The 21,628-nt window shown below is 44.5% G+C and carries 19 protein-coding genes; all 19 read left to right on the forward strand.

Going from position 1 to position 21,628, the window contains the following annotated elements:
• Nucleotide 1 precedes the first annotated feature (1 nt).
• The 19 genes from HDC92_RS19290 to HDC92_RS19380 all read left to right on the forward strand — a co-directional run bounded on the left by HDC92_RS19290 (nucleotide 2) and on the right by HDC92_RS19380 (nucleotide 21,624).
• Nucleotides 2-2,617: a S8 family peptidase gene (locus HDC92_RS19290; protein WP_183876719.1), complete on the forward strand. Its 2,616-nt coding sequence runs from the start codon at nucleotides 2-4 to the stop codon at nucleotides 2,615-2,617.
• Between the two features lie 182 nt (nucleotides 2,618-2,799).
• Nucleotides 2,800-4,761, forward strand: coding sequence for an alpha-L-arabinofuranosidase C-terminal domain-containing protein (locus HDC92_RS19295; RefSeq protein ID WP_183876720.1), 1,962 nt, complete (start codon nucleotides 2,800-2,802; stop codon nucleotides 4,759-4,761).
• A gap of 103 nt (nucleotides 4,762-4,864) precedes the next feature.
• Nucleotides 4,865-5,179: a helix-turn-helix domain-containing protein gene (locus tag HDC92_RS19300; RefSeq protein WP_183876721.1), complete on the forward strand. Its 315-nt coding sequence runs from the start codon at nucleotides 4,865-4,867 to the stop codon at nucleotides 5,177-5,179.
• A gap of 115 nt (nucleotides 5,180-5,294) precedes the next feature.
• Nucleotides 5,295-5,588 carry a hypothetical protein gene (locus HDC92_RS19305; protein WP_183876722.1) on the forward strand — a complete coding sequence of 98 codons (294 nt, stop codon included), beginning with the start codon at nucleotides 5,295-5,297 and terminating at the stop codon, nucleotides 5,586-5,588.
• A 289-nt stretch (nucleotides 5,589-5,877) separates the two neighbouring features.
• The gene (locus tag HDC92_RS19310; RefSeq protein WP_183876723.1) at nucleotides 5,878-7,143 is read left to right on the forward strand and encodes an aminotransferase class I/II-fold pyridoxal phosphate-dependent enzyme; all 1,266 of its coding nucleotides are present in this window, start codon (nucleotides 5,878-5,880) and stop codon (nucleotides 7,141-7,143) included.
• A gap of 4 nt (nucleotides 7,144-7,147) precedes the next feature.
• A complete protein-coding gene (locus HDC92_RS19315; RefSeq protein ID WP_183876724.1) occupies nucleotides 7,148-7,765 on the forward strand; it encodes a TetR/AcrR family transcriptional regulator in 618 nt (205 codons plus the stop codon).
• A gap of 112 nt (nucleotides 7,766-7,877) precedes the next feature.
• Entirely contained in the window at nucleotides 7,878-8,513 is a 636-nt protein-coding gene (locus HDC92_RS19320) for a Crp/Fnr family transcriptional regulator (protein WP_183876725.1), read from the forward strand.
• Between the two features lie 73 nt (nucleotides 8,514-8,586).
• Nucleotides 8,587-8,931 (forward strand): hypothetical protein, encoded by a 345-nt coding sequence (locus tag HDC92_RS19325; RefSeq protein WP_183876726.1) that lies wholly within the window; start codon nucleotides 8,587-8,589, stop codon nucleotides 8,929-8,931.
• A 2-nt stretch (nucleotides 8,932-8,933) separates the two neighbouring features.
• The gene (locus tag HDC92_RS19330) at nucleotides 8,934-9,368 is read left to right on the forward strand and encodes a MauE/DoxX family redox-associated membrane protein (protein ID WP_183876727.1); all 435 of its coding nucleotides are present in this window, start codon (nucleotides 8,934-8,936) and stop codon (nucleotides 9,366-9,368) included.
• 82 nt (nucleotides 9,369-9,450) lie between these two features.
• Entirely contained in the window at nucleotides 9,451-9,711 is a 261-nt protein-coding gene (locus tag HDC92_RS19335) for a hypothetical protein (RefSeq protein ID WP_183876728.1), read from the forward strand.
• A 69-nt stretch (nucleotides 9,712-9,780) separates the two neighbouring features.
• Complete coding sequence (locus tag HDC92_RS19340) at nucleotides 9,781-10,827, forward strand: hypothetical protein (protein WP_183876729.1); 1,047 nt, start codon at nucleotides 9,781-9,783, stop codon at nucleotides 10,825-10,827.
• A gap of 83 nt (nucleotides 10,828-10,910) precedes the next feature.
• A complete protein-coding gene (locus HDC92_RS19345; protein ID WP_143715721.1) occupies nucleotides 10,911-11,261 on the forward strand; it encodes a hypothetical protein in 351 nt (116 codons plus the stop codon).
• 81 nt (nucleotides 11,262-11,342) lie between these two features.
• Nucleotides 11,343-11,981 (forward strand): DUF6266 family protein, encoded by a 639-nt coding sequence (locus tag HDC92_RS19350; RefSeq protein ID WP_183876730.1) that lies wholly within the window; start codon nucleotides 11,343-11,345, stop codon nucleotides 11,979-11,981.
• A gap of 40 nt (nucleotides 11,982-12,021) precedes the next feature.
• The gene (locus tag HDC92_RS19355) at nucleotides 12,022-12,399 is read left to right on the forward strand and encodes a hypothetical protein (RefSeq protein WP_183876731.1); all 378 of its coding nucleotides are present in this window, start codon (nucleotides 12,022-12,024) and stop codon (nucleotides 12,397-12,399) included.
• 181 nt (nucleotides 12,400-12,580) lie between these two features.
• On the forward strand, nucleotides 12,581-14,311 hold the full coding sequence (locus HDC92_RS19360) for a hypothetical protein (protein WP_183876732.1): 1,731 nt from the start codon (nucleotides 12,581-12,583) through the stop codon (nucleotides 14,309-14,311).
• A gap of 60 nt (nucleotides 14,312-14,371) precedes the next feature.
• Nucleotides 14,372-17,650, forward strand: coding sequence for a SusC/RagA family TonB-linked outer membrane protein (locus HDC92_RS19365; protein WP_183876733.1), 3,279 nt, complete (start codon nucleotides 14,372-14,374; stop codon nucleotides 17,648-17,650).
• Nucleotides 17,651-17,668: 18 nt separating this feature from the next.
• Nucleotides 17,669-19,762: a RagB/SusD family nutrient uptake outer membrane protein gene (locus HDC92_RS19370; protein ID WP_183876734.1), complete on the forward strand. Its 2,094-nt coding sequence runs from the start codon at nucleotides 17,669-17,671 to the stop codon at nucleotides 19,760-19,762.
• 24 nt (nucleotides 19,763-19,786) lie between these two features.
• The gene (locus HDC92_RS19375) at nucleotides 19,787-20,746 is read left to right on the forward strand and encodes a DUF5017 domain-containing protein (RefSeq protein WP_183876735.1); all 960 of its coding nucleotides are present in this window, start codon (nucleotides 19,787-19,789) and stop codon (nucleotides 20,744-20,746) included.
• 23 nt (nucleotides 20,747-20,769) lie between these two features.
• Nucleotides 20,770-21,624 (forward strand): Ig-like domain-containing protein, encoded by an 855-nt coding sequence (locus HDC92_RS19380; RefSeq protein WP_183876736.1) that lies wholly within the window; start codon nucleotides 20,770-20,772, stop codon nucleotides 21,622-21,624.
• Nucleotides 21,625-21,628: the final 4 nt, after the last annotated feature.

The following is a 21,628-nucleotide window of genomic DNA, read 5'->3' on the forward strand; positions in this document are numbered from 1 at the left end:
AATGGCTGAATTTCCGCATCTCATTCTTAAGCAAAAGCTAAAGGGTACCTATCATTTTCGTGGCATTCCCATGGAAAAAATTATACAGGAGCAGACTTTGGCTAACTTGAAGGATAGGGTTGGACATGCCAGTAATCTCCAAAATGCTTCTCTAGCCATTAAACAGGCGCGCCTGGATTTTCTGAATGAGCGGAAAGAAAAAGGTTTACCAGATATATTTTCAGAGGAAGTCGTTCCAGTATTTTTGCAGATTGATCCTTATGATTTTGACATTGAATCGTTAAGGGGATTTGGGATAGAGATCATTTCAGAAGAATTTGACGGGTACATCATCGGTGCCAATGCAGATAACTTTAGGTCGCTCGGTGAAAAGATCAACGCCTTTTTAAGCCAGACCACTGTCTCGAAAAATCAGGCAGCCAAATTGTGGCAAATCATTCTGGGGGATCAGTGGCGCATTGAACACATCCTATCGCCTGATCTGGGTGAAAAGTATAACCAAGGAATTGCTGATGATGATGAATTGATATTGGACATATCAGTAGCTTGTTATCTTAAGGTTTCAGATCGGCCCGTGCAGATTGCTGCAGAAAGTGATGAAAAATATGCGGATTATAAGCTTAAATCTGCGAAAAGACAAAAATTAGCTGGTAGACCGTTGAAGTTTCGAAAACAGAGACCAGCAGAAAGTGATCAACAATTTGCCCAAAAGGTTAGTGACTGGGAGGTTGAAGTTGAACGTATCGCATTAGAGAAGGATCAGCTATTTATGGACAGACAGGATTACCTGACCAATTTTATAGAGAAAATTTACGGCGGTGAGCTATTGAGTTCATTTGTTGATCTGGATGATAGTTTTGCTTTCAGAGCTAGGATGTCCGGCTTGGCGTTTAAAGATTTTGTAAAGGGCTACCCGTACGTTTTTGAGATTAGTGAAAATGATACCATTCATATTGAAAAGGGTAATGCCGATCCTGATTACGATTTCGGACATATCGAGATACTTGCTCCATCAGATGATTCGCCTATTGTCTGCGTTATGGATAGTGGTTTTCAGGAAGAACATATTTTAATTGAAAACGCTGTGGTGCCTGAGTATTCTAAAAACTATGTAAACTACGAGAATACAACGGCTGACATGGTTGATGATGGTGGACATGGTACCAAGGTTGCAGGCGCCATATTGTATGGCAATCAAATCCCGGAGACAGGAGAATATCAACCGAATTGCTTTTTAGCCAATGCAAGAATTCTTGATAAGGATAATGGGCTTCCATGGAATTTATATCCACCGGAACTGATGGAACGTATTGTTGATGATTTTGCAGGGATTACGATTTTCAATCTTTCCGTTACTACACGAGGACCATCCAGATCTGCACATATGTCTGCCTGGGCATCGGCAATTGATAAATTAGCTCATGATGGTGACTTGTTGTTTATTATTGCAGCTGGAAATATTCCACGCAAGGGTTTTCATCCTGCCAGGCCAGGAATTTCTGACTTTATAAAGGCTGGTAAGCCGTATCCGCTGTATCTGTCAGAATTATCTTCAAGAATATCTAATCCCGCACAAAGTTTATTTGGAATTACAGTTGGTTCTATTTGCCTGTCAGATTATGAAGATGCAGACCGGATTTCTTTTGGCAAAAGAGAAGAAGTTTCTTCTTTTTCACGTAGCGGGCCAGGGATATGGGGATGCATTAAACCCGATATTGTAGAATTTGGAGGTGATTTTTTGATGGAAAAAAATGGCCATCGTTTAACTCAGCATAACCAAGTTTCTACTGCGTTGGTGAGGGCGGGAGGAAATCGGACCGGTTATGGAATAGGGACTTCTTTTGCTGCCCCGAAAGTTACACATATCGCAGCATCTTTAGCGAAAAAGCTTCCTAATGAAAGTGCCTTACTATATAAAGCTCTAATTATTCAATCGGCCAGACTTCCGGAACATGCGTTTTATCATCCCACCGTAAGTACTTTAAACCTTTTAGGATATGGAATTCCGAACTTGAACAGGGCAACCGAAAATAGTGCGCACAGAATAACTTTTACTACTGAGGATACTTTGACTCCGAATGAAGCCAATTTATATGCTGTTTCTATACCAGCAGAGCTGAGACGTCCGGGAGATAACTTTGATATTTTAGTTGAAGTTACATTAACCTATACAGCGGTTCCGAGAAGAACGAGAAAGCGTTTAAAATCTTATTTGTCGGCTTGGTTGAGCTGGGAATGTTCAACAAAAGGGGAACCTTTTGAAGCTTTTAGTGCAAGGGTATTAAAGAATATGGATAAACCCGAAGTTGAGCCTAATGATGAAATTGGATCTATCAAGTGGGCCATATCTTCTGCCACTAATTGGGGAACAGTTAAGGATGTTAAAAGACAGGACAGCGCAACGCAAAAAGATTGGGCCATAATTAAATCCAATCAATTACCTGAAGAATTATGTTTTGCTGTTGTCGGACATAAAGGCTGGGAAAAAGACATCACCAAGGATATTCCATTTGCGCTAGCTATATCTTTTGAAGCTTTAGGGAAAGAAGTAGAAATTTATAAAGAGATCAGTTTACTCAATTCAATTGAAGTACCTCAGGAAGTACGGGCATTTTAGTTAAATTCTATTATCCTTCATTAGGTCAATTTTAGCTGTTTTAATGTCTTATCGTGTCATCATAATTCCAGATAGGTTTATTTGAATTTGCCTGGGTTGCAGAAATTCGTGTTATTGATCATTCTTGCTTTATGTTATAAATGTAAGATTGACGATTAATAGAGACTAACCATATTATAATCATGAAACGACTACTGCTGATTTTATCATTAGCCCTTCCCTTATTTTTACAAGCCCAGAATTATATTGTAGACCTGAATACCGTTAAAGCCAAGATACAACCTACCATGTGGGGCCTATTTTTTGAGGACATTAACCGTGGTGCCGATGGAGGTATGTATGCGGAGTTGGTCAAAAACCGGAGCTTTGATTTTCCGGATGCCTTTATGGGCTGGAAAACGGTGCCCTCAAGGCAAAGTTATGGCAGGAACGAGGTGTTCCAGATCATTAACAATGCTGCGGTGAACCCGAATAATCCGAAGTATTTGCAGGTAACCGTAGAAAGACCAGAGAATGTGCTGTTGCAGAATGAGGGTTTTGGAGGGGTAACGGTGAAGAAGGGGCTGGCATACAAGTTTACGTTAAGGTGCAGAGAGCAGGTTGCTGGGTTGAAGTTGAAGGTTGAAATTGTGAATAGTAAGGGTAGTGTTGTGGGTAGCACAGTTCAAGAGTTTTCTCGCGATGCTCGAAATGACGGGGCATTTAAACTATTGGAAAGCACGATTACCCCAACTGATACCACTGTTAACGGCAGGCTGGTGTTACGGTTTGAGGGTACAGGTAAACTGGATATAGACCGGATCAGTTTGATACCAACAGACACCTGGAAGGGTAAAGCGCAAAACATGCGGGCCGATCTGGTGCAGAAGCTGGCGGATATTAAGCCTGGCTTTATGCGTTTTCCGGGTGGTTGTATTGTAGAGGGTGATGATCTGACAACCCGTTATCAATGGAAAAAGACCATCGGGTCTTTGGAAGAAAGAAAACTGATTTCCAACCAATGGAAAGATGGTGGTTCATCTGGCAGGGCCATGCCGGATTATTTTCAGAGTTATGGCCTGGGCTTTATGGAATACTTTCAGCTTTGTGAAGATATGAAATGTGAACCCATGCCGATATTGAACTGCGGCTTGAGCTGCCAGTTTGGTGCGGGTGAGGTAGTGGCTGCTGATCAGATGGATGAGTATGTGCAGGATGCACTGGATTTAATAGAGTTTGCCAATGGAGACGCGATATCTACTGTGTGGGGAAGGAAACGCGCGGAGCTGGGGCACCCAGCTCCATTCCATATGAAATTGCTGGGTATTGGTAACGAGAACTGGGGCCCGCAGTATGTGGAACGCCTGGAATTGTTTACCAAAGCGATAAAATCGCGTTATCCGGAAATACAACTGATTACCAGCACGGGTTATACGCCTAACCCCCAGTTCAAATACATGGATTCGGTATTGCGGGCTAAGCATGTGGATATCATTGATGAGCATTATTACCAAACCCCAAATTGGTTTTTGATGAATGCGGGTAAGTACGATAATTACGACCGTAAAGGGCCGAAGATCTTTATTGGCGAGTATGCCTGCCACAGTGTGCGCATAGGGAATTCGGGCAACAAGAACACCATGTTTTGTGCCCTGGCCGAGGCCGCCTGGATGACGGGTTTGGAGCGGAATGCGGATATAGTGACGATGGCTGCTTATGCCCCGCTGTTTGCCCATGTGAAGGACTGGCAGTGGACACCCAACCTGATCTGGTTTGATAATGTGTCATCCTACGCTACACCGAGTTATTATGTGCAGCAAATGTATTCGCTGAACAAAGGGACGGATGTGGTGCCCATCACTTTGAACGGCGAGAGCATTGCCGGGCAGGACAGTGTTTGGGCCAGTGCAGTGGTAGACCGTAAGGCTGGTGTGCTGATAGTAAAACTGGTGAACCCATCTTCGGTAGCTAAGGTTAAAAGTATAGCTGGCTTAAAGGGCGGTAAGGCAAGCCTTACGGTATTGAAAGGTAGGCCTGAAGAAGTGAACAGTTTGGAGATGCCGGAACTGGTTAAGCCGGTTACGGCATTGATGACAGTTAAGGGCAAGGAATTAAAGTTGGACCTGGCGCCGCATTCGTTTACGGTACTGAGGTTGAATTTATAAAGACGTTAACGCACTCTGGTGGTTTTTATGAATAATGGTTTAGTTAAAAATGAGGGGAAAGGTGGTGGAGGCTCCTTTCCCTTATTATTAAAACAATGCGGTTATGTTCGACATTAACGTTAGCCAAAAGCTGAGGGCTTTGCGGAAAAAGCGGGGCTGGACACAAAGCGATATGGCAGCGCAGCTGGATATTTCTGTTCCGGCTTACAGTAAGGTTGAATGCGGAACGACGGAATTGACACTAGGCAGGTTAAGGCAACTGGCTGCTATACTGGGCGTAAAGGTTTGCTGGTTGCTGGACGAGGATGAAATGGTGTTGCACCAGGAGAACGAGGAGCTGAAAGAGAAACTGAGGATGACCAATATAGAAGTGATGGGTTTGCAGAAAAGATTGCTGGCTTGTTTTGAGCGGCGGTGAAATTAACGTCTCTCCTTTCATAAACATAGTTTAGTAATGGAACCGGGGGTATAGGCAGCTCCCGGTTTTTTTAAATTGAAGTTCATCAGAATATTGATAATGTAGCCAAAAAATTATGATTGATAAAAATATTTTACTGGCCCGTTTCTGGGCAAATGCCAACCAGTTTACAACTGCTGATGGGGTTGAGATTGACCTGCATGGTGATAACATTGTAGTGGTATCTACCACATTGAAAAATACAGCCGGATCCCTTCGCGAAATACAGATGATGGCAGAGTTTGGCCTGGATGCATTTATAGCCGAAATGGAAGTTCAGCTGCTGGATGATGTGATGGAAATTGACCTGAACATGTTGTTTGCCTGGCTGATTGGCGGCACAGCAGGATATCATATCATGAAAGTTTAACAAGGAGAGAGGATAACTAACCGGAATTATCAATAAAAAAAGGAAATAAGCTTATGCAATAATTTTACATCATCCCTGATCTTTAAAACCTGTTGCCATTTCATGGCCCTTGCTGCTGCTTTAAAAGCGGTATAAAAAGAGGCTTTGACTGGATGGCATTGCTATGTCTTTTGTAGCGTGTAATGAATTGATATTCAGTTCATTATTATGAAAATATTTTTTCATTTCGCTCACCACAAAGCGAAATCCTGTTTTACTTTCGCTGCTGAATTTTAACCAAGTATAAATTATGAATAAGAACCACGACTTTGCGAACGCAAGCTTTAAGAATTACGAGAATCCGCCGGGCATGAACCTTTATGAAAAGGCCAGGCTGTTTGGTGATTATATAGACAACTGGCAGGGCCGCGGCCACTGGAACTATAGGCAGGTGTGCTTAAATGGTGCATTGCCCGAAATAGAACTGCACCTGCCAGGTAACCCGCACAAAAGCTTTGTGGCCACTGTATTTAACGACTACCTGGGGTTGAGCCAGCACCCTGCCGTAAAAGCGGCCGCCATTGCCGGAATAGAAAAATATGGTGTGGGTGCTACGGCCAGCCCTGCCATTGGCGGGCAGATGGATTTCCATGAGGAAATTGAGGCCAGGATTGCCGGTTTTTTTAAGCGTAAAAGTGCCATGCTGTTTACTACGGGCTATACGGCCAACAGTGCGACCATGCAGGCCCTGTTTAAAAAGGAAGACCTGGCCCTGGTGGATGCGGGGGTACATGCCAGCATGATTGAAGGGATAAGGTATACGACCAACGTGAAAACCTTTTTGCACAACAATATGGAGCACCTGGAAAGGATGCTGCTGGGCAGCCAGGGCAAGTACCGGAGCATAGTGGTGATTGTGGATGGGGTGTACAGCCAGCCGGCAGACCTGGCGCCGCTTAAGGACATTGTTTCGCTTTGCAAAAAGTATGGTGCTTTTTTGGCGATGGACGATGCGCATGGCATTGGGGTAATTGGCGAAACGGGCCGCGGGGTGATTGAGCTGCATGAGGCCTGGAAGGATGTGGACATCATTACCGGCACCTTTAGCAAAACTTTTGGCCACCTGGGTGGTTATGTGGTGGCCGAGCCGGAAATTATTGAATACCTGAAGTTCCAGGCGGCGCAGCATATATTTTCGGTAGCGCCCAGTCCGGCATCGCTTTGCGTATTGAAAAGTATAGACCTGATAGATGAGGAACCCTGGCGCAAAGTGAAGCTTTGGGAAAACATTGATCATTTGAAAAAAGGCCTGGCGGATCTGAAACTGAATACGGAGAACAGTGCGAGTGCGATAGTACCGGTGATCATCGGTTCGCCTGGTTTAAATGCCGAGGTATGCAAATGGCTGCTGGAAGCGGGGGTTTATGCCAACCAGATTGGCTACCCGGCGGTGAGCCTGAAGCAGGCCCGCATCCGCATGAGCATTACCGCTGCGCACAGCATTGAACATATGGACCTGATACTGGATGCCTGGGAATGGGTAACAACGAAATTGAAGATCAGAAATTTTGAATAAGTATATGAGCGATAGGAAATGGGACCCTGAAGGGACCAAAATGCAGCTGCTGAAGGCAGTGGGCGAGATGATGGCAGAAAAGGGCCATCGCGGTATTAATGCAACGGCCCTGGGTTTGCGGATAAACCGGCACCGCACAGCAGTGAAGAACCATTTTGGGAGTGTAAAGGGCCTGCTGGAAACTTATGTGCGGCTGGCAGATTACTGGAAGCCGAGCCTGGAAAAGTTTATGCTGCCCGAAACGGCGAGTGACAGGGAGGTTAAAGAGATGTTTATTGCCCTGATGCAGACCAGTTTTGACCTGTTTAGCCAGAACCGGGAAATGCAGGGGATCATTTTATGGCAGGTTACCGAGGAAAGCCCGCTGATGTACCGGACATCGGTTGAAAGGGAAAAGGCGGCTGCAGCGCTGCTGGCCTTAACGGACAGGCATTTTGAAGGTAAAGGGGTCAATTTTAGGGCGGTAATGTGCATTTTGTTAAGTGCCATTTATTATCCGGTTTGGCATGCGCGGTACAATAAGAGTTCTGTTGCGGGCATTGACATCAATAAGGAACAGGATTATAAGGCGCTGAGGGAAACGATAGGGTATTTGATTGAGCTGGTTTGGGGGGCAAAATAACAGTTATTTTGCTTTCATCAAGAGAGAAATATAGGGTGCCTTGCGCACTGTGCCAGGTATAGCTGTTAAAAGGAAAGCTATAGCGGCAAACAAACGGTTAACGTAATCTTAAATGTTAAACAACAAAATCGCTTTTGCAAGGCTGATGGCCTTGCTGAAAAGCATAGACCCGGATGTACCGCTGCCTGCGGGGCTGGAAGACTATCTGTGGAAAAACATGATAGTAGAGGCACTTTGTAACAAAGCCTGCCGGATTGAAGAAGAAAACAAAATACCCAAAAAAGCTTATTATGTAGTGCGTGGCTTTGTACTGGTATATGGCTACAACCATGAACAGGACAGGTACCTGTTTCGCATTTACCGCGAAAACAGCATTGTGGCAATGGACTGCTTTATGCGGCAGCAAGTATCGCCTTATTGCATCTGGCTTTGTAAGGATACCCTGCTCTGGAGCATCAGCAGTGCCTGCATGGATGCTGTTTATAAGCATTGGGATGGTATGAAAGCATTTGCCTTTAAAACTTCATCTAAACACAATGCGGCCAAGGAGCAGTCGCGTGCTTCATTATTAGGGATAGAAGATATAGAAACGCGGATCCTTGAATTTTACAAAAGGTATAAAGGTTTGCTGCCACCAAAGAAAAGCCCAATAAGGGATGCCTGTATTGCCTGTTTTTTGGATATCAGCAAGGATACGCTAAAAAGAAACCGGCGTAATTTAAAAAATAAAGGCTTGTTAAAATACTAGGCTTTTGGGTGCACCTGCACCCGGGCCTTTTTTTGATCTGCCTTACTTTTACATCGTTAACCAGATATAATTTATGAGTAATCCTTTGGAGGTAAAGATTTATTTAGACAGCATGGTGACGGGAAGTATGATACTGAAAACAAAAATGAAACACTACAAAATTAGCGGATTGCTGGATGCTATTCCTTTGGCAGCAGAGGTAGTACAGTTCATCAGGTCGGTGGATGCGGGAGCCAAGCCACACAGCCTTTTTACGCTGGCTGATGTGCAGGGCAGGAAGTATGGGTTTGAATTGAGGTTTGCTGATAACAGGGTGTATTTGGGGTTGAAGTTGAAAATAGAGCAGACTACCGGGAAGATGCTGTTTGACTGGGAGGGCGGGTTTGAAGCGTTTAAAACTGGGTTTAAAATAATTTGAACATGATAAAATTGAATAAAAGATTTTGGTGTATGCTGCTGCTGGATGCGGTCAGGTATCTGTTTATCCTGCTGTTTTTATATGCAGCATTTAGCAAGCTGCATGACTTTCAAAAGTTTAAGGTGCAGCTGGCACAATCGCCTATACTTTCAGATTTTACACTGCTGGTAGCCTGGTATGTGCCTGCTATTGAGATCCTGATTGCAATAGGTTTGGCCTTTAGAAAGACTTTGGTGCCCGCCTTATGGGCCAGTTATGGATTGATGTTCATGTTTAGCTTGTACATCATGGTGATTGCGAGGTTCGTTGACAGACCGGTATGCCATTGCGGGGGTGTTTTTGAGGACATGAGCTGGGATGTGCACCTGCTGTTTAACATGGGCTTTGTGGTGTTAAGCTGGATAGGGTTGGGCTGTGTTGAGGACGAAGCGGTTTAAAAATATTCAATGCGCGTTGAACGGGTGGAAGCTGAAAAGCCTGATTAAAACAGAGTAGGCATTAAATAATCAAATAAAAATTATGAAAAAACCATTTTTAATGCTCGTTGCAGTGGCCTGTGTTGCTGTGAGCACTGTGTTTGCGACTGCAAAACCAACAACAAATGTTTTACTGGGATCGCCTTACAATGACCAGGGTGAATGTACTACCCCAGGCAATGTAATTGGCACCTGTGATGTAAACTTTACCCAGAATGCCTGCCAGCTGCTGGCCGGAGGCGATGCTTACCTGCAGGATACAGAGACCGGCCTTTGTACCATTCCACTGTACAGACAGAACTAGTTTTTGATAGCTGTACATGCCCGCTGAACCAAATGGTTTGGCGGGTTGGTTACCCTCAAAATGAAATCTATGAAAAAATTTATCTACTTGCTGATCATTGTTGCTGTACTTTCATCTTTACCTATCCTGTATTTAACCATCCGCTATGCGGTTAAACAGCGTGCTGCTACCTATAATTTTAAAAGGAACCTGCTTGGGGTGGTTAAGGGCCATAAGGCCATCGATATAAAATACAATTCGTATTATCTTGCCGGTGAGGCTGGAAGTTCCGTTTACCTGGCCAGTGGAACGGCCATAGGCCATTTGCTGAAGGTTGGCCCTTTGTTAAGGGATACGGTAAGCATTAACCTTGAGCTGAACAGGCAGGAGGTAAAGTTAAAGGGCAGTTATAAGGTTTGTATAGATTCCGGTTCTTTTTACCTGTACAACGGCTTGGAACGCAGCATCCTGAAAGGCAGTACGGGTGTTTGGAAGGCAGCGGTTTATGGCATAAAAGCCCCATACTTTGCACAGCTGCAGCCCTTAGGCACACAAACGATGGTTTTCCGTTTTATAGATACGGATACCCGGGCCAATAGTTTGCGTAAGGTAAGTGTGCCAGGAGAAAGCATGAGCAATACCGGCATATTTGAAAAGCAGGTAGATGGTTTGTTTTGTACAGATGGTATGCTGAGGTATAACCGGCAGCTGCACATGCTGACCTATGTGTACCATTACCGCAACGAGATTTTGCTGATAGACACGAACCTGAACCTGGTAAAGAAAATAAAGACCATAGACCCGATTGATTCGGCCCGGTTTAAGGTAGATCAGCTGCGTGCTGAAAAATCTTTCACTTTTGCTTCGCCCACTTTAATGGTAAATGCGAACTGTTCAAACCAGGGCAAATATTTGTTTGTGCAATCGAAACTGATGGGCAAGGATGAGGATTTGACGCTGTTCAGGAAAAGTGCGGCAATAGATGTGTACGATCTGGAGAAACAGGTTTACTGCTATTCGTTTTACCTGCCCAAATATAAGGATGTACCCATAAGCAGTTTTAAGGTGCTAGGGAACAGCTTGTATGCAGTGGCAGGGCAATACCTGATCAGGTATGCATTGAAATTGCCGGAGTAATAGGAGGTGTGTTAATAAGATAATTAAAAAAGAAAGGAGGAAAGATAATGAGTAAACATTTACTATTGTTAAACCTGTATTTAATGAAGGACAACCTGGGGAGCCTGGTTTTAAAGTATGGGGATGTTTCGGCCCGGATAGACAGAATGTGCGCTGCGCTTCAGTTTGCGGGCAGGATGAAACAGCTGATTATGGCCATTGATACCGGGGCCAGCCAGGATTGTGCTTATCGGCTGACCAACCTGAAAGGCCTGGAATGGATATTGAATTGCCGCGTTGTAAAAGGGATGGTTGCCCTTGAGCTTTGGCTGGAAAAGCTGGGCTGCAATGAACGGCTTGTAGTGCCGTTTGACTGGCGTGGAAGTGTGGAAGAGTTTAGAAATGCCATAAACAGGATGATAGACCGGATGCCAGCTTACCAGTTTTACAGGTAATAAAGAAATGCTGATGCTATCGTTGCTAACCACAGCTTAAAAAGGTTGCAAACGTCAATGAACCCATAAAATTTAAAAGACATGGGATTTTTAACAGGAGGCCCGTTTTACGATATGATCGGCAGAACGGGGAACAACGTTGGGCGCAGAGTAAAAGGGAGAAATGTACTCTCGATGCGGCCCAGCAAATCGAACAAAGCACCAACTTTATTGCAACAGATCCAACGTGAGAAATGGACTGCGGTAGTGAGCTGGTTAAGGAGGCTGAGAGGTATCGTTAATGTAGGCTTTGCGGCCTATGATGCGCAAATGTCGGCGATGAATGCAGCAATTGCTTACAACCTTAAAAATGCGGTGACACTGGTGGCACCCTACAAGGTTGATTATCCTGAGGTGTTATTTAGCAGGGGCAATCTGGATTTGCCAAATGCACCGCAGATTGAAACCAGTATTGCTGCCCGTATCGATTACAGCTGGACGGCAAACACAGGGGGAACCAATGCTTTGGGTACGGATAAAGCAACTTTTCTGGTGTACAATGAGAGCAAGGATAAGTTTGTTTTTCTGAGGGCCGGGGCGCTAAGATCGGCATTGGGTTACAATCTGCTTGTGCCGGGCGATTTTTCGGGCGACCATGTGCAGGTGTACATCAGTTTTGAATCTGCCGATGGCAAACTGGTAAGCGACAGTTTGTATCTGGGCGACCACATTGTGGTGTAAACTTATGGGGCCTTAACGGGCCCCTTTAAATCAAACAATCATGAAAAATTTAATAAGTATAAGAAAACCGGAATGGATGCCGGTTAACAGGCATATTGAATATGTTTTGCTGGGAGTTGTTGCTGTACTGTTGTGGTTTGCCGCACCAAAATTATTTGCTTTGCCGCATGGCAACTCGGAAGAAATTGCGACGAGTATAGGGTTGATGCTGCTACTGGCACTGATCAGTTTTTTACTGGTGCTGGGATTGATAGGGGCTTTAATGCACCGCTTTTGGTTAAGTATGGGCCTGCCGGCCCTGGAAGAAATGGTTTTGGAATTCAGAACACTGGAATTATGGGAGCAATTAAAATTTTCTGTTGCCTTGTTTGCTTTGCTGTTGCTGGGCGCAATTGGGGTAATGATTGCAATATTATAAGAAAGGAGAAGGATTATGAAAAAGAAGTGATTTTGGCCTGGAGATGTTCTTTGACATGTTGGATATTTTTGGTAAGCACAAAAGAAAAACTGGAAATACGAGTATATAATTAAATTTTAGCTGTCATAGATTAAAACATAATACTTTGGTATGTTTATTAAGACACGCATAAAATAGTTCAATGAAGAAACCAGCCCATTATTTTTTTAGTCTATTGTTATGCCTGATGATCTGTGGTCATGAAGCAGCATACAGCCAATCCTGGCAATGGTCTGTACCCGTAGAAGGAGGAATAAGCAAGAAAGGACCTTCCAGGGCATTTTTATGGATACCGCCGGAATGTAAGAAATTGCGCGGCCTGGTACTGGCTCAGAATAACATGGAGGAATTATCCATTATTGAAAATAAAAGTTTCAGGGATTCAATGAGCACTATTGGCTTTGGGATTGTATGGGTTTCTCCTGCTTTTGATATCCTGTTTAATGTGCCCAATGGTGCAGGTAAGGTTTTTACCCGGTTTATTGCCGACCTTGCTGAACGCTCGGGATACCGGGAGCTTAATTTTGTACCGATGGTACCTATGGGGCACTCTGCTTCAGCTAATTTTCCCTACAGTTTTTCGGCCTGGTTTCCGGAACGGACACTATGCGGCATTTCTGTTAGTGGAATGTATCCGTATGATTTTGAAAATATTTTTGGTCTTGATACCTGGGAAGGCCGCACTGTGGATAATATCCCATCATTAATGACGGTTGGAGAATACGAAGGGGCCAGCAGCCCGAATGCGAATTTTAACAAAATATTTAACCGGATGGAGGCACATCCGCATACTGCAGTAACCGTACTGCCATGTGCCGGGGAATATCATTTTGCTACGAGTCAAAAAAAAACAGACTTTATAGCCTACTATATTAAAACCGCTGCACATTACAGATTGATTAAGGATGCTACAGAAAAATCACTGGCAACTTTAAAACCGATTGACCCGGTAAATACCGGCTGGCTGATAGACCGTTGGGAGAAAGACAAAATGCCCCGATATCCCAGTAATACAGTTGCCGCATATACTGGTATCAGGAAAGAATCGTTCTGGTGTTTTGACCAGGAAATGGCCAAAAGGATTGAGGAGTATCAGGGTGCTTACTATAAAAAGATCCCCTGCCTTTTAGCTTACAATCAGAACGGTATGCAGGTACCCCAAACCAATAACCATGTACAGGTAACCTTAAAGTTTATTCCATTAAACGATAGTCTTGATTTTGAACTTTCGTCTTCGTTTTTAGATACCGTACCTGCAGTTAGTGGCCGCTTAAGGGGCTGGGCCGGGCAGCCGGTAGGAGCGAAGATTGGTAGACCTTCCAATCCGGAATTGGCTGTCATTGATAAAACAATAGGGCCATTTGTAAAGCTGGGATACAGTAAGGCAACAGGAATTACAACTTTCCGTATGATGCTGGAGCCAGGTTTAGGTACTGTCCCGACGAACTATAAGCATACAGCCATTTTTTCTGTGGCGCATCCCGGCGATGAGCGGTATAAGCCCTCGGTGCTGCAGGCCGATATGGATATTCCGGTGGTCAACAACGGGAAAAACATCCAGACTATCAATTTTCCGAAAATACCGGATATTAAGCCTAACGTTAAGGAAATCACTTTAAATGCAATATCTGATATGGGCCTTCCTGTACAATATTATGTTTTAGAAGGCCCGGCTGTTCTTCAAGGCAACCGCCTGAAATTAACAAAGGTGCCCCCTAAAGCCCGTTATCCCGTTAAAGTTACTGTTGTAGCCTGGCAATGGGGCAGAAATGAGGAACTGGCCGCAAGAACTGCCGGAACCGATTTGCCCCTGGCTGGTCAGTCTGTAAAGACCGCATTGCCGGTAGAGCAAACGTTTTATATTTATAAATAATTTAAAATTATGAGTATAAGATTAATCTATGATTGTCTTTAAGCTATAAACCAAATATACATGAAACAAAGTTCTACTCAATTTTGTACGACAAGTTATCGTATCAGGAATTACAGCTGCAAAATAAAACCTGGCAGGCTGTTATTTTCGTTACTCGTCTTTTTACAACTTTTATCCCTAAACACTTTTGCCCAGGAAAAGGTGATCACAGGTGTGGTAACCGATGCGGAAGGCAAGGGGATGCCTGGTGTAAGTGTTAAAGTAAAAAACAGCACAACAGGAACCTCTACTTTGGCGGACGGAAAGTTTAGCCTCAGGCTACCTGCCAACAATACGGCTGCGGTGCTGGTGATCTCCTATATCGGGTTTGTTACGCAGGAAGTTGTGCCTGGAAATAAGACCCAGATAAACGTAAATCTTAAGGAAGACAACAGTGCACTAAATGAGGTAGTGGTTATTGGTTATGGTGCTGTAAAGAAACCAGACCTGACAGGGGCAGTAGGGGTGGTGAATATGGAAGATGTGAATAAAGCTCCGGTAGCTTCAGTTGATGAAGCCCTGGCAGGCAGGGTTGCAGGGGTGCAGATCATATCTCCGGATGGACAGCCCGGTGCCGTTTCTGACATTCAGGTACGTGGTACAGGTTCTATTACCAACAGTTCCAGCCCCTTGTATGTGATTGATGGTTTTGCACAGGAGGGCAATGCGCTGAACACCATCAGTCCGAACGATATTGAGTCGATCAGTGTACTGAAAGATGCATCCTCTACAGCCATTTACGGGTCAAGGGGTGCCAATGGTGTTGTGCTCATCACTACCAAGAGAGGTAAGGCGGGTACACCACAAATTGCCTACAATGTATATGCAGGTACACAATCCAATATATCTGCTATGAAAGTAATGGATGCCTATGATTTTGTGCGTTTACAAATTGATATTGACAAGGATTATGGAAGAGCAGCTTACCTGACCAATGGCAGAACTTTGGAATCGTATAGAAACTCACCAAGTATAGACTGGCAGGATAAGGTGTTCCAGGTGGCACCCTTTATGAACCACAACTTAACGCTATCAGGAAGAGCAGATAAGACCAATTATTATATTTCCGGTAATTATGTAGACCAGACAGGCCTGGTTGTTGCCAGCGGGTTTAAGCGTTATCAGGGAAGGATCACTCTTGACCAGGAGATCTCCAAAAATTTTAAGGCCGGTGTAACCGCCAATTTTTCGCAGACCAGGCAGTTTGGTAACTCCCCCCGTCAGCAGTCGATAGGCATACCTTCAAATGCAAGTGGTTCCGGTACCAACAGTGCCGACTTTAACCTGATGTTTAGCATCTGGAGTTCCAGACCGGTAAATGCCTCGGGCGACCTGAGCCAGCTGGAAGATAATTTTTCTGATGCAGACGAAGCCTCACCAAGGGCGCAGGACAGGATTAACCCTTATCTGCTTGCCCTGAACTCAGACAATGTTTCAACAGAAAAGAACCTGCTCGCGAATTCTTATGCAGAAGTCACATTTTTAAAGGACTTTAAGCTGAGAAGTACCTTTAACATCAATGTGGTGAACAGGAAGGTTACGGCTTTTAACAACCGTTTTACAAGGGGGGGCAGTCCGTTTACCATTCAGGGAAGAGCGAATGGCATAAATGGGAGCATAGACAATATTGAGGAATATGGTTTCGAAAATGTAAATACCCTTACCTATAAGAAAACAATTAATAAGGCGCACACGGTTACGGCACTTGCAGGTTTTAGCAACCAGTTGAGAAAATCGGACAGGAACCTTTTTTCTGCCATACAGGTCCCTAATGAGAGCCTTGGCATCAATGGAATCGACGAGGGTACGGTTTTACCCACTACTGTAACTGCATCGCAAAATAACCTGGCTTCCTTTTTTGGACGTTTAGATTACAACTATAAATCAAAATATATTTTTACCGCCACTTTCCGGGCCGATGGATCCTCTAAGTTCCCGACCGCCAATAAATGGGGTTACTTCCCATCAGCTGCATTAAAATGGAACATTGCCCAGGAGTCGTTTATGAAGCCATTGGAAAATGTGATCAGCAATTCAGGATTAAGGATCAGTTACGGATTAGGTGGCAATAACCGGGTAGGCGACTATCCATACCAATCCAGGGTAGAAATTACCAGTGCCATTCCGGGTACCAGGTCCTCTTTTAACAATTCTATATTGCCAGGTGCCGCTCCGGTTACCATGTCCAATCCTTACCTGAAATGGGAAACCGCAAAAATGCTGGATATTGGACTGGAACTTGGATTTTTAAAAGACCGCTTTGCACTGGAAGTGGATTACTATAACAAGAAAACTTATAACCTGTTATTGGGTGCACAGCTGCCGCCAAATATGGGGTTTGGAAGTATTCTTGAAAACATAGGCGATATCCAGAATGAAGGGATTGAAATTTCCTTTACTTCAAATAACATCAGAAATAAGAATTTTACCTGGAGCACAAGTTTAAATATCACTTTTGCAAGAAATGAGGTACTCGGACTGGCCCGAAATCAGCGGGTATTGGGTTCTAATCCAAGATTCAGTTCCAACTATACCAATCCTTTATACATTGCACAGATTGGCGAGCCTATAGCCCGTTTCTTTGGGTATATCAGTGATGGTTTATACCGCCTTGAAGATTTTGATGTAAGCTACAACGGTGCTTTTACCAATTACAGGTTAAAGCCAAACGTTCCGGTCTTCAATAATGCCACACAGCTTGTTCAGCCGGGTGACGTGAAGTTTAAAGATCTGAATGGAGATGGCGTAATTGATGTGGGCGATCTGACCATCATAGGGAACCCAAACCCAAGTCATATTGGTGGTATCTCTAATAATTTTACCTATAAAGGTTTTGACCTGGGCGTATTTTTTCAATGGAGCTATGGTAACCAGGTATACAATGCCAACAGAACAGTTATGGAAGGTGGTACCAACGGTGATAACCGGAACCTGGGCTTAAATATGTTTGCGCAATATGCCGATTATTATACCGTAGATAACGATGATGCACAGTACCCACGCCCTTTGGTAAACGCTTTTGGTGTAAGGAACTACAGCACGCGTTTTATAGAAGATGCCTCTTACCTCCGTTTAAAAACAGTGAACCTTGGCTATAATTTCTCCGGTAAGCTACTGAGCAAAGTGAAGATTTCAAATGCCAGACTGTATGTATCGGCACAGAACCTTTATACCTGGACCAATTATTCAGGTCCTGATCCCGAGGTCTCTACACAAAACAGTTCTACCACTCCGGGTTTTGATTATTCTCCATACCCAAGAACAAGGACCGTAGTGCTGGGTGCAAATGTTACATTTTAATTGAAAAAAGAAGAGATTATGAAACGATATATAGTTATTTTGATAGGCCTTTGCAACCTGATGTTACTGGGCTCATGCAAAAAGTATCTGGATCAGCAGCCTAAGGATTACCTGAGTCCGGAACAATTTTATTCCGAAAAATGGCAGGTAGATTATGCATTAACAGCAATGTATTCCAACCTCAGGAGCACTGCATTATGCGAAAACCTGATTATTTTTGCAAATGCCCCTACAGATGAAGGTTACCGCCGCGATCCGCAGGCTACTTCACCTACCTCATTTACGGCTAATCCGGGCAACGGCCAGGTAAACAGCCATTGGACCGCCTGTTATCAATCCATTAACCAGATCAATATTTTTTTGCAGAACATTGGCAATGCTGGCGGCAAACTGACACCTGATGAGATCAATGCTGCAAAAGGTGAAGCCTTGTTTTTACGCGGTTACTATTATTTTATGCTGGTACAATGGTTTGGGGGTGTTCCTATCCGTTTAACGCCACCCAAAACAGTGGAGGAAGGCCAGATTGAAAAATCTACAGCAAAGCAGGTTTACGACCAGATCATTATAGACATGACAGAAGCTGAGGGCTTGTTGCAAAAGCAAACCCGGGCAACACAGGGCTATACAGAAAGGGTAACCAGAGAAGCCGTTCAGGGAATTCTGGCCAGGGTATGCCTGCATGCAGCCGGGGCGCCGGTAAATGATCTGGAAAGGTATAAAGAGGCAAGGGCATGGGCTTTGAAAGTGATGACTGACTATCCGGTTACACTGGGCGATTTTTCAAAAATTTTCATAGATGAGGCACAGAATGTATATAACCAGGAAGTGATCTGGGAACTGGGGTTCATTTATACGGGTGCTGCTGCCAATCAAAGCATGGGAGGCCCGCTTGGCAATGTGAACGGCGTTAAAATGTCTTCTGAAATTGGTCAGGCAGTAGCTGTGGGAACTGATGGCGTAAATGCCATTGATACAGGTTTTGCCCTTGGAAACCTGTATGCACATGCCAGATTATACGCTTCGTACAAGCCGGGCGACCTCCGCAGAAACAGGACTGTGGCCAACTATAGCTGGCCAACAGTCTCCGTATCTGCATCTCCGGTTCCGGCCCGTACTTATTTTAACGATAAAGTGGTATGGAACAAGTATCCGGGTAAGTGGAGAAGACAGGAGGAAGGAAGCATCAGCAGGAGACAACGTGGAAACAGTGACAGTAACTTTCCTGTGCTCAGGTATGCCGATGTGCTGCTCATGTTTGCTGAGGCAGAAAACTATGTGAACGGCCCAACACTGGCAGCCTATAATGCCATAAACCAGGTTCGCAGAAGGGCCTACAGTACAAGCCCTATGCTGGAAAGTGTAACCGTAGAAAATGGTACAAGCACTACTTTCGCAGGTGCCGTGCCGGCAGTAAGGCTTGTAGGTGGCGGTGGTACCGGTGGCGGGATCCTTGCATTTGTAGGTGGCTCCAGTGACCCCTACAACCCACCAAACAAACTTCAGATTGCGGTTGTTGCCCAGGGTACGAATTATACGGCTAATCCTACGGTTACTTTAAGCAGGGGCAACTGGGCTGCGGGTACAGCTTATGCACTCAACGATTATGTAATTGTTCCGGACCTGAGCACGCCATTGGGGATTGGACGGTTATACAGGGTAACAACAGCTGGAACTTCTACTGCTACTGCGCCTGCAAATACAAGTGGTGCATCTACTGCAGCACAAACAGGAGCGGTTTTCACTTATGCAGGAGAAGCGCCAAAGATCACCGTTAACCGCTATGTTCCAACCTCTGCCGCAGCAGATCTGCCTGCTGGTTTAGGGCCACAACAATTTTTAACGGCTATCCAGAATGAAAGGTACCTGGAGCTCGCATTTGAATGTTTAAGGTATCAGGACCTGAAACGCTGGGGCATTCTTGTGAGCACCATGAGGGGCATGCTGAACGATGTGCTGGGTTCAAATGCTGCATTTCCGGGTATTTATGCCAATTCGGATGTTGCAGCCAGGCAACCTGCAGATAATGTTACAGAACAGAACATCATCTGGCCTATACCGACATCTGAAATTACCTTAAATAAAAAGATTGTACAGAACCCTGGATACTAAAATTGCAGGATAAAAAAATACATGATGAAAAGATATAGATTTTTTGCATACCTGATCCTGATAGCAGCGGCATTATATGCCTGCAAAAAGGATGCTTTAACCACACCGGATTTTGAGGTTTCGGCAGAGAAGACAACGGTGTCAACCACTGAAGATGCTGTATTTACTTTTGCAGGTAATCCGGATATGATCACCTTTTATTCTGGCCAGCCAGGTAAGGAATATGATAAAATTGACAGGATCACCGATCCCAATGCCACAAACCAATTGGGCTTTGCAGTAAAGTACAATGACAATTTTACCAATGCCGCTATTAACCAGCCCAGGAACCTGAGTGTGTTTGCTTCGAATAAATTCAATGGGAAATGGAGCGATTCTGCCAGTGTGCGCAATGGCAATTGGGTAGATATTTCTGACCGGGTTACCTGGCCTGCAGTAACCAGCACTACGGCAGTAACCAGCTTGTTCGATATCTCAGATTTCCGGACTGCGAGAGATACCGTATTTATTGCTTTCAGGTACAAAAGTACAACCTCTTCCGCTACCTCAAAGGCGAGGTCATGGCAAATGACTAATTTCAAGCTGAACAATATCGGATCTAATGGCCTGGTCTATTTAAATGGCATCACTACCAATAATGTGAACTCGGCCAATGACAACAGGCTGGCTGGTTTTAATGCTTATAGCTTTAAAGGCGAATCTGTAAAAGATTCCCTGAAATGGACACTTGATGCGAGCTCGACTTTCCCTACCGGTGCAGATGGCTATAGTGATGAAGACTGGATGATCTCCAGGGCCTTTAAATTGTCAAGCATTATTCTTGACAGGGGGGTATATATCAAAAAAAGGCTTGATGTGGTGAATACTTACCGCTACAAATTTACCAGTCCGGGGACTTATAAAGTGACCTTTGTTGCCGTAAATTCAACAGTCGAAGGGGGCTCTAAGTCGACAATCAGAAATTTAACCATTAAGGTAGAATAGCAGAAAATTTTAACATAGAGAAAATGAGAAAATTAACGATAATAATCCTTTGTATTTTTACATTGGTATCCTGTAAGAAAGATGAAGGTACTGTGCCGGTATTGTCCTTTACGGTAAATGCCCGGAATATGGGTGCTGCAGCTTTTACCATAACACCGCCTGTAAGCGATAGCGAAGGTTCTTTTACCTATACCAGCAGTAATACGGGCGTTGCCGAGGTTTCTGGCAACACCGTAACCCTGAAAGGGATAGGGCAAACCACCATTACCGCTACTCAGGCAGCGTCAGGGGGCTATGCCGCGGCAACTGCAACCGCTACATTTGAAGTGCTTGCACAGGGAGCCCCTTTAAAACTGGGGCAATGGTACCAGGGTGGTGTTGTATTTTACATTAACGCAGCCGGGGGAGGGATGATCATTTCCGATCAGGACATTGCCTACGCGCCGTGGAGCAGTGGCAAACTGGTTATTGTTGGTACAACAATTCCACAGGGTACGGGTTTGGTAAATACCGATAAGATCATCGCTTATATGGGGGGCGAAGGTGATTATGCCGCCTGGTGGGCCAAAAATTACAAAGGTGGCGGCTATGCCGACTGGTATTTGCCCAGTGTTGAAGAACTGGCCATCATCCGCTCCAGGAAAGACCTAATTGGCGGGCTTAAGGAGAGCAATTACTGGTGTTCTACAGAATATAACAGTTCCAACACAGGGGCAGGTACGCCGATCAGCCATGCTTATTTTATTACCTTCGGGCCATATTTGAAAGATTCGGCTAATTTTACCAATAAAAAAGAATACGACGGGCAAACGGTTTGGATAAACAATACTTTCAAAGAAAAATTCAGGTTTGGTGTCAGGGCAATACGCAGCTTTTAAAGCA

The sequence above is a fragment of the Pedobacter sp. AK017 genome, from assembly GCF_014200825.1.
GTDB classification, from domain to species: domain Bacteria; phylum Bacteroidota; class Bacteroidia; order Sphingobacteriales; family Sphingobacteriaceae; genus Pedobacter; species Pedobacter heparinus.

What these genes read in the sequence shown, in the direction of transcription:
- HDC92_RS19355 (WP_183876731.1), top strand. Translation starts at nt 12,022, where the DNA reads ATGAAAAATTTAATAAGTATAAGAAAACCGGAATGGATGCCGGTTAAC.
- HDC92_RS19350 (WP_183876730.1), top strand. Translation starts at nt 11,343, where the DNA reads ATGGGATTTTTAACAGGAGGCCCGTTTTACGATATGATCGGCAGAACG.
- HDC92_RS19290 (WP_183876719.1), top strand. Translation starts at nt 2, where the DNA reads ATGGCTGAATTTCCGCATCTCATTCTTAAGCAAAAGCTAAAGGGTACC.
- HDC92_RS19295 (WP_183876720.1), top strand. Translation starts at nt 2,800, where the DNA reads ATGAAACGACTACTGCTGATTTTATCATTAGCCCTTCCCTTATTTTTA.
- HDC92_RS19315 (WP_183876724.1), top strand. Translation starts at nt 7,148, where the DNA reads ATGAGCGATAGGAAATGGGACCCTGAAGGGACCAAAATGCAGCTGCTG.
- HDC92_RS19345 (WP_143715721.1), top strand. Translation starts at nt 10,911, where the DNA reads ATGAAGGACAACCTGGGGAGCCTGGTTTTAAAGTATGGGGATGTTTCG.
- HDC92_RS19340 (WP_183876729.1), top strand. Translation starts at nt 9,781, where the DNA reads ATGAAAAAATTTATCTACTTGCTGATCATTGTTGCTGTACTTTCATCT.
- HDC92_RS19305 (WP_183876722.1), top strand. Translation starts at nt 5,295, where the DNA reads ATGATTGATAAAAATATTTTACTGGCCCGTTTCTGGGCAAATGCCAAC.
- HDC92_RS19310 (WP_183876723.1), top strand. Translation starts at nt 5,878, where the DNA reads ATGAATAAGAACCACGACTTTGCGAACGCAAGCTTTAAGAATTACGAG.
- HDC92_RS19325 (WP_183876726.1), top strand. Translation starts at nt 8,587, where the DNA reads ATGAGTAATCCTTTGGAGGTAAAGATTTATTTAGACAGCATGGTGACG.
- HDC92_RS19380 (WP_183876736.1), top strand. Translation starts at nt 20,770, where the DNA reads ATGAGAAAATTAACGATAATAATCCTTTGTATTTTTACATTGGTATCC.
- HDC92_RS19360 (WP_183876732.1), top strand. Translation starts at nt 12,581, where the DNA reads ATGAAGAAACCAGCCCATTATTTTTTTAGTCTATTGTTATGCCTGATG.
- HDC92_RS19335 (WP_183876728.1), top strand. Translation starts at nt 9,451, where the DNA reads ATGAAAAAACCATTTTTAATGCTCGTTGCAGTGGCCTGTGTTGCTGTG.
- HDC92_RS19365 (WP_183876733.1), top strand. Translation starts at nt 14,372, where the DNA reads ATGAAACAAAGTTCTACTCAATTTTGTACGACAAGTTATCGTATCAGG.
- HDC92_RS19330 (WP_183876727.1), top strand. Translation starts at nt 8,934, where the DNA reads ATGATAAAATTGAATAAAAGATTTTGGTGTATGCTGCTGCTGGATGCG.
- HDC92_RS19375 (WP_183876735.1), top strand. Translation starts at nt 19,787, where the DNA reads ATGAAAAGATATAGATTTTTTGCATACCTGATCCTGATAGCAGCGGCA.
- HDC92_RS19300 (WP_183876721.1), top strand. Translation starts at nt 4,865, where the DNA reads ATGTTCGACATTAACGTTAGCCAAAAGCTGAGGGCTTTGCGGAAAAAG.
- HDC92_RS19320 (WP_183876725.1), top strand. Translation starts at nt 7,878, where the DNA reads ATGTTAAACAACAAAATCGCTTTTGCAAGGCTGATGGCCTTGCTGAAA.
- HDC92_RS19370 (WP_183876734.1), top strand. Translation starts at nt 17,669, where the DNA reads ATGAAACGATATATAGTTATTTTGATAGGCCTTTGCAACCTGATGTTA.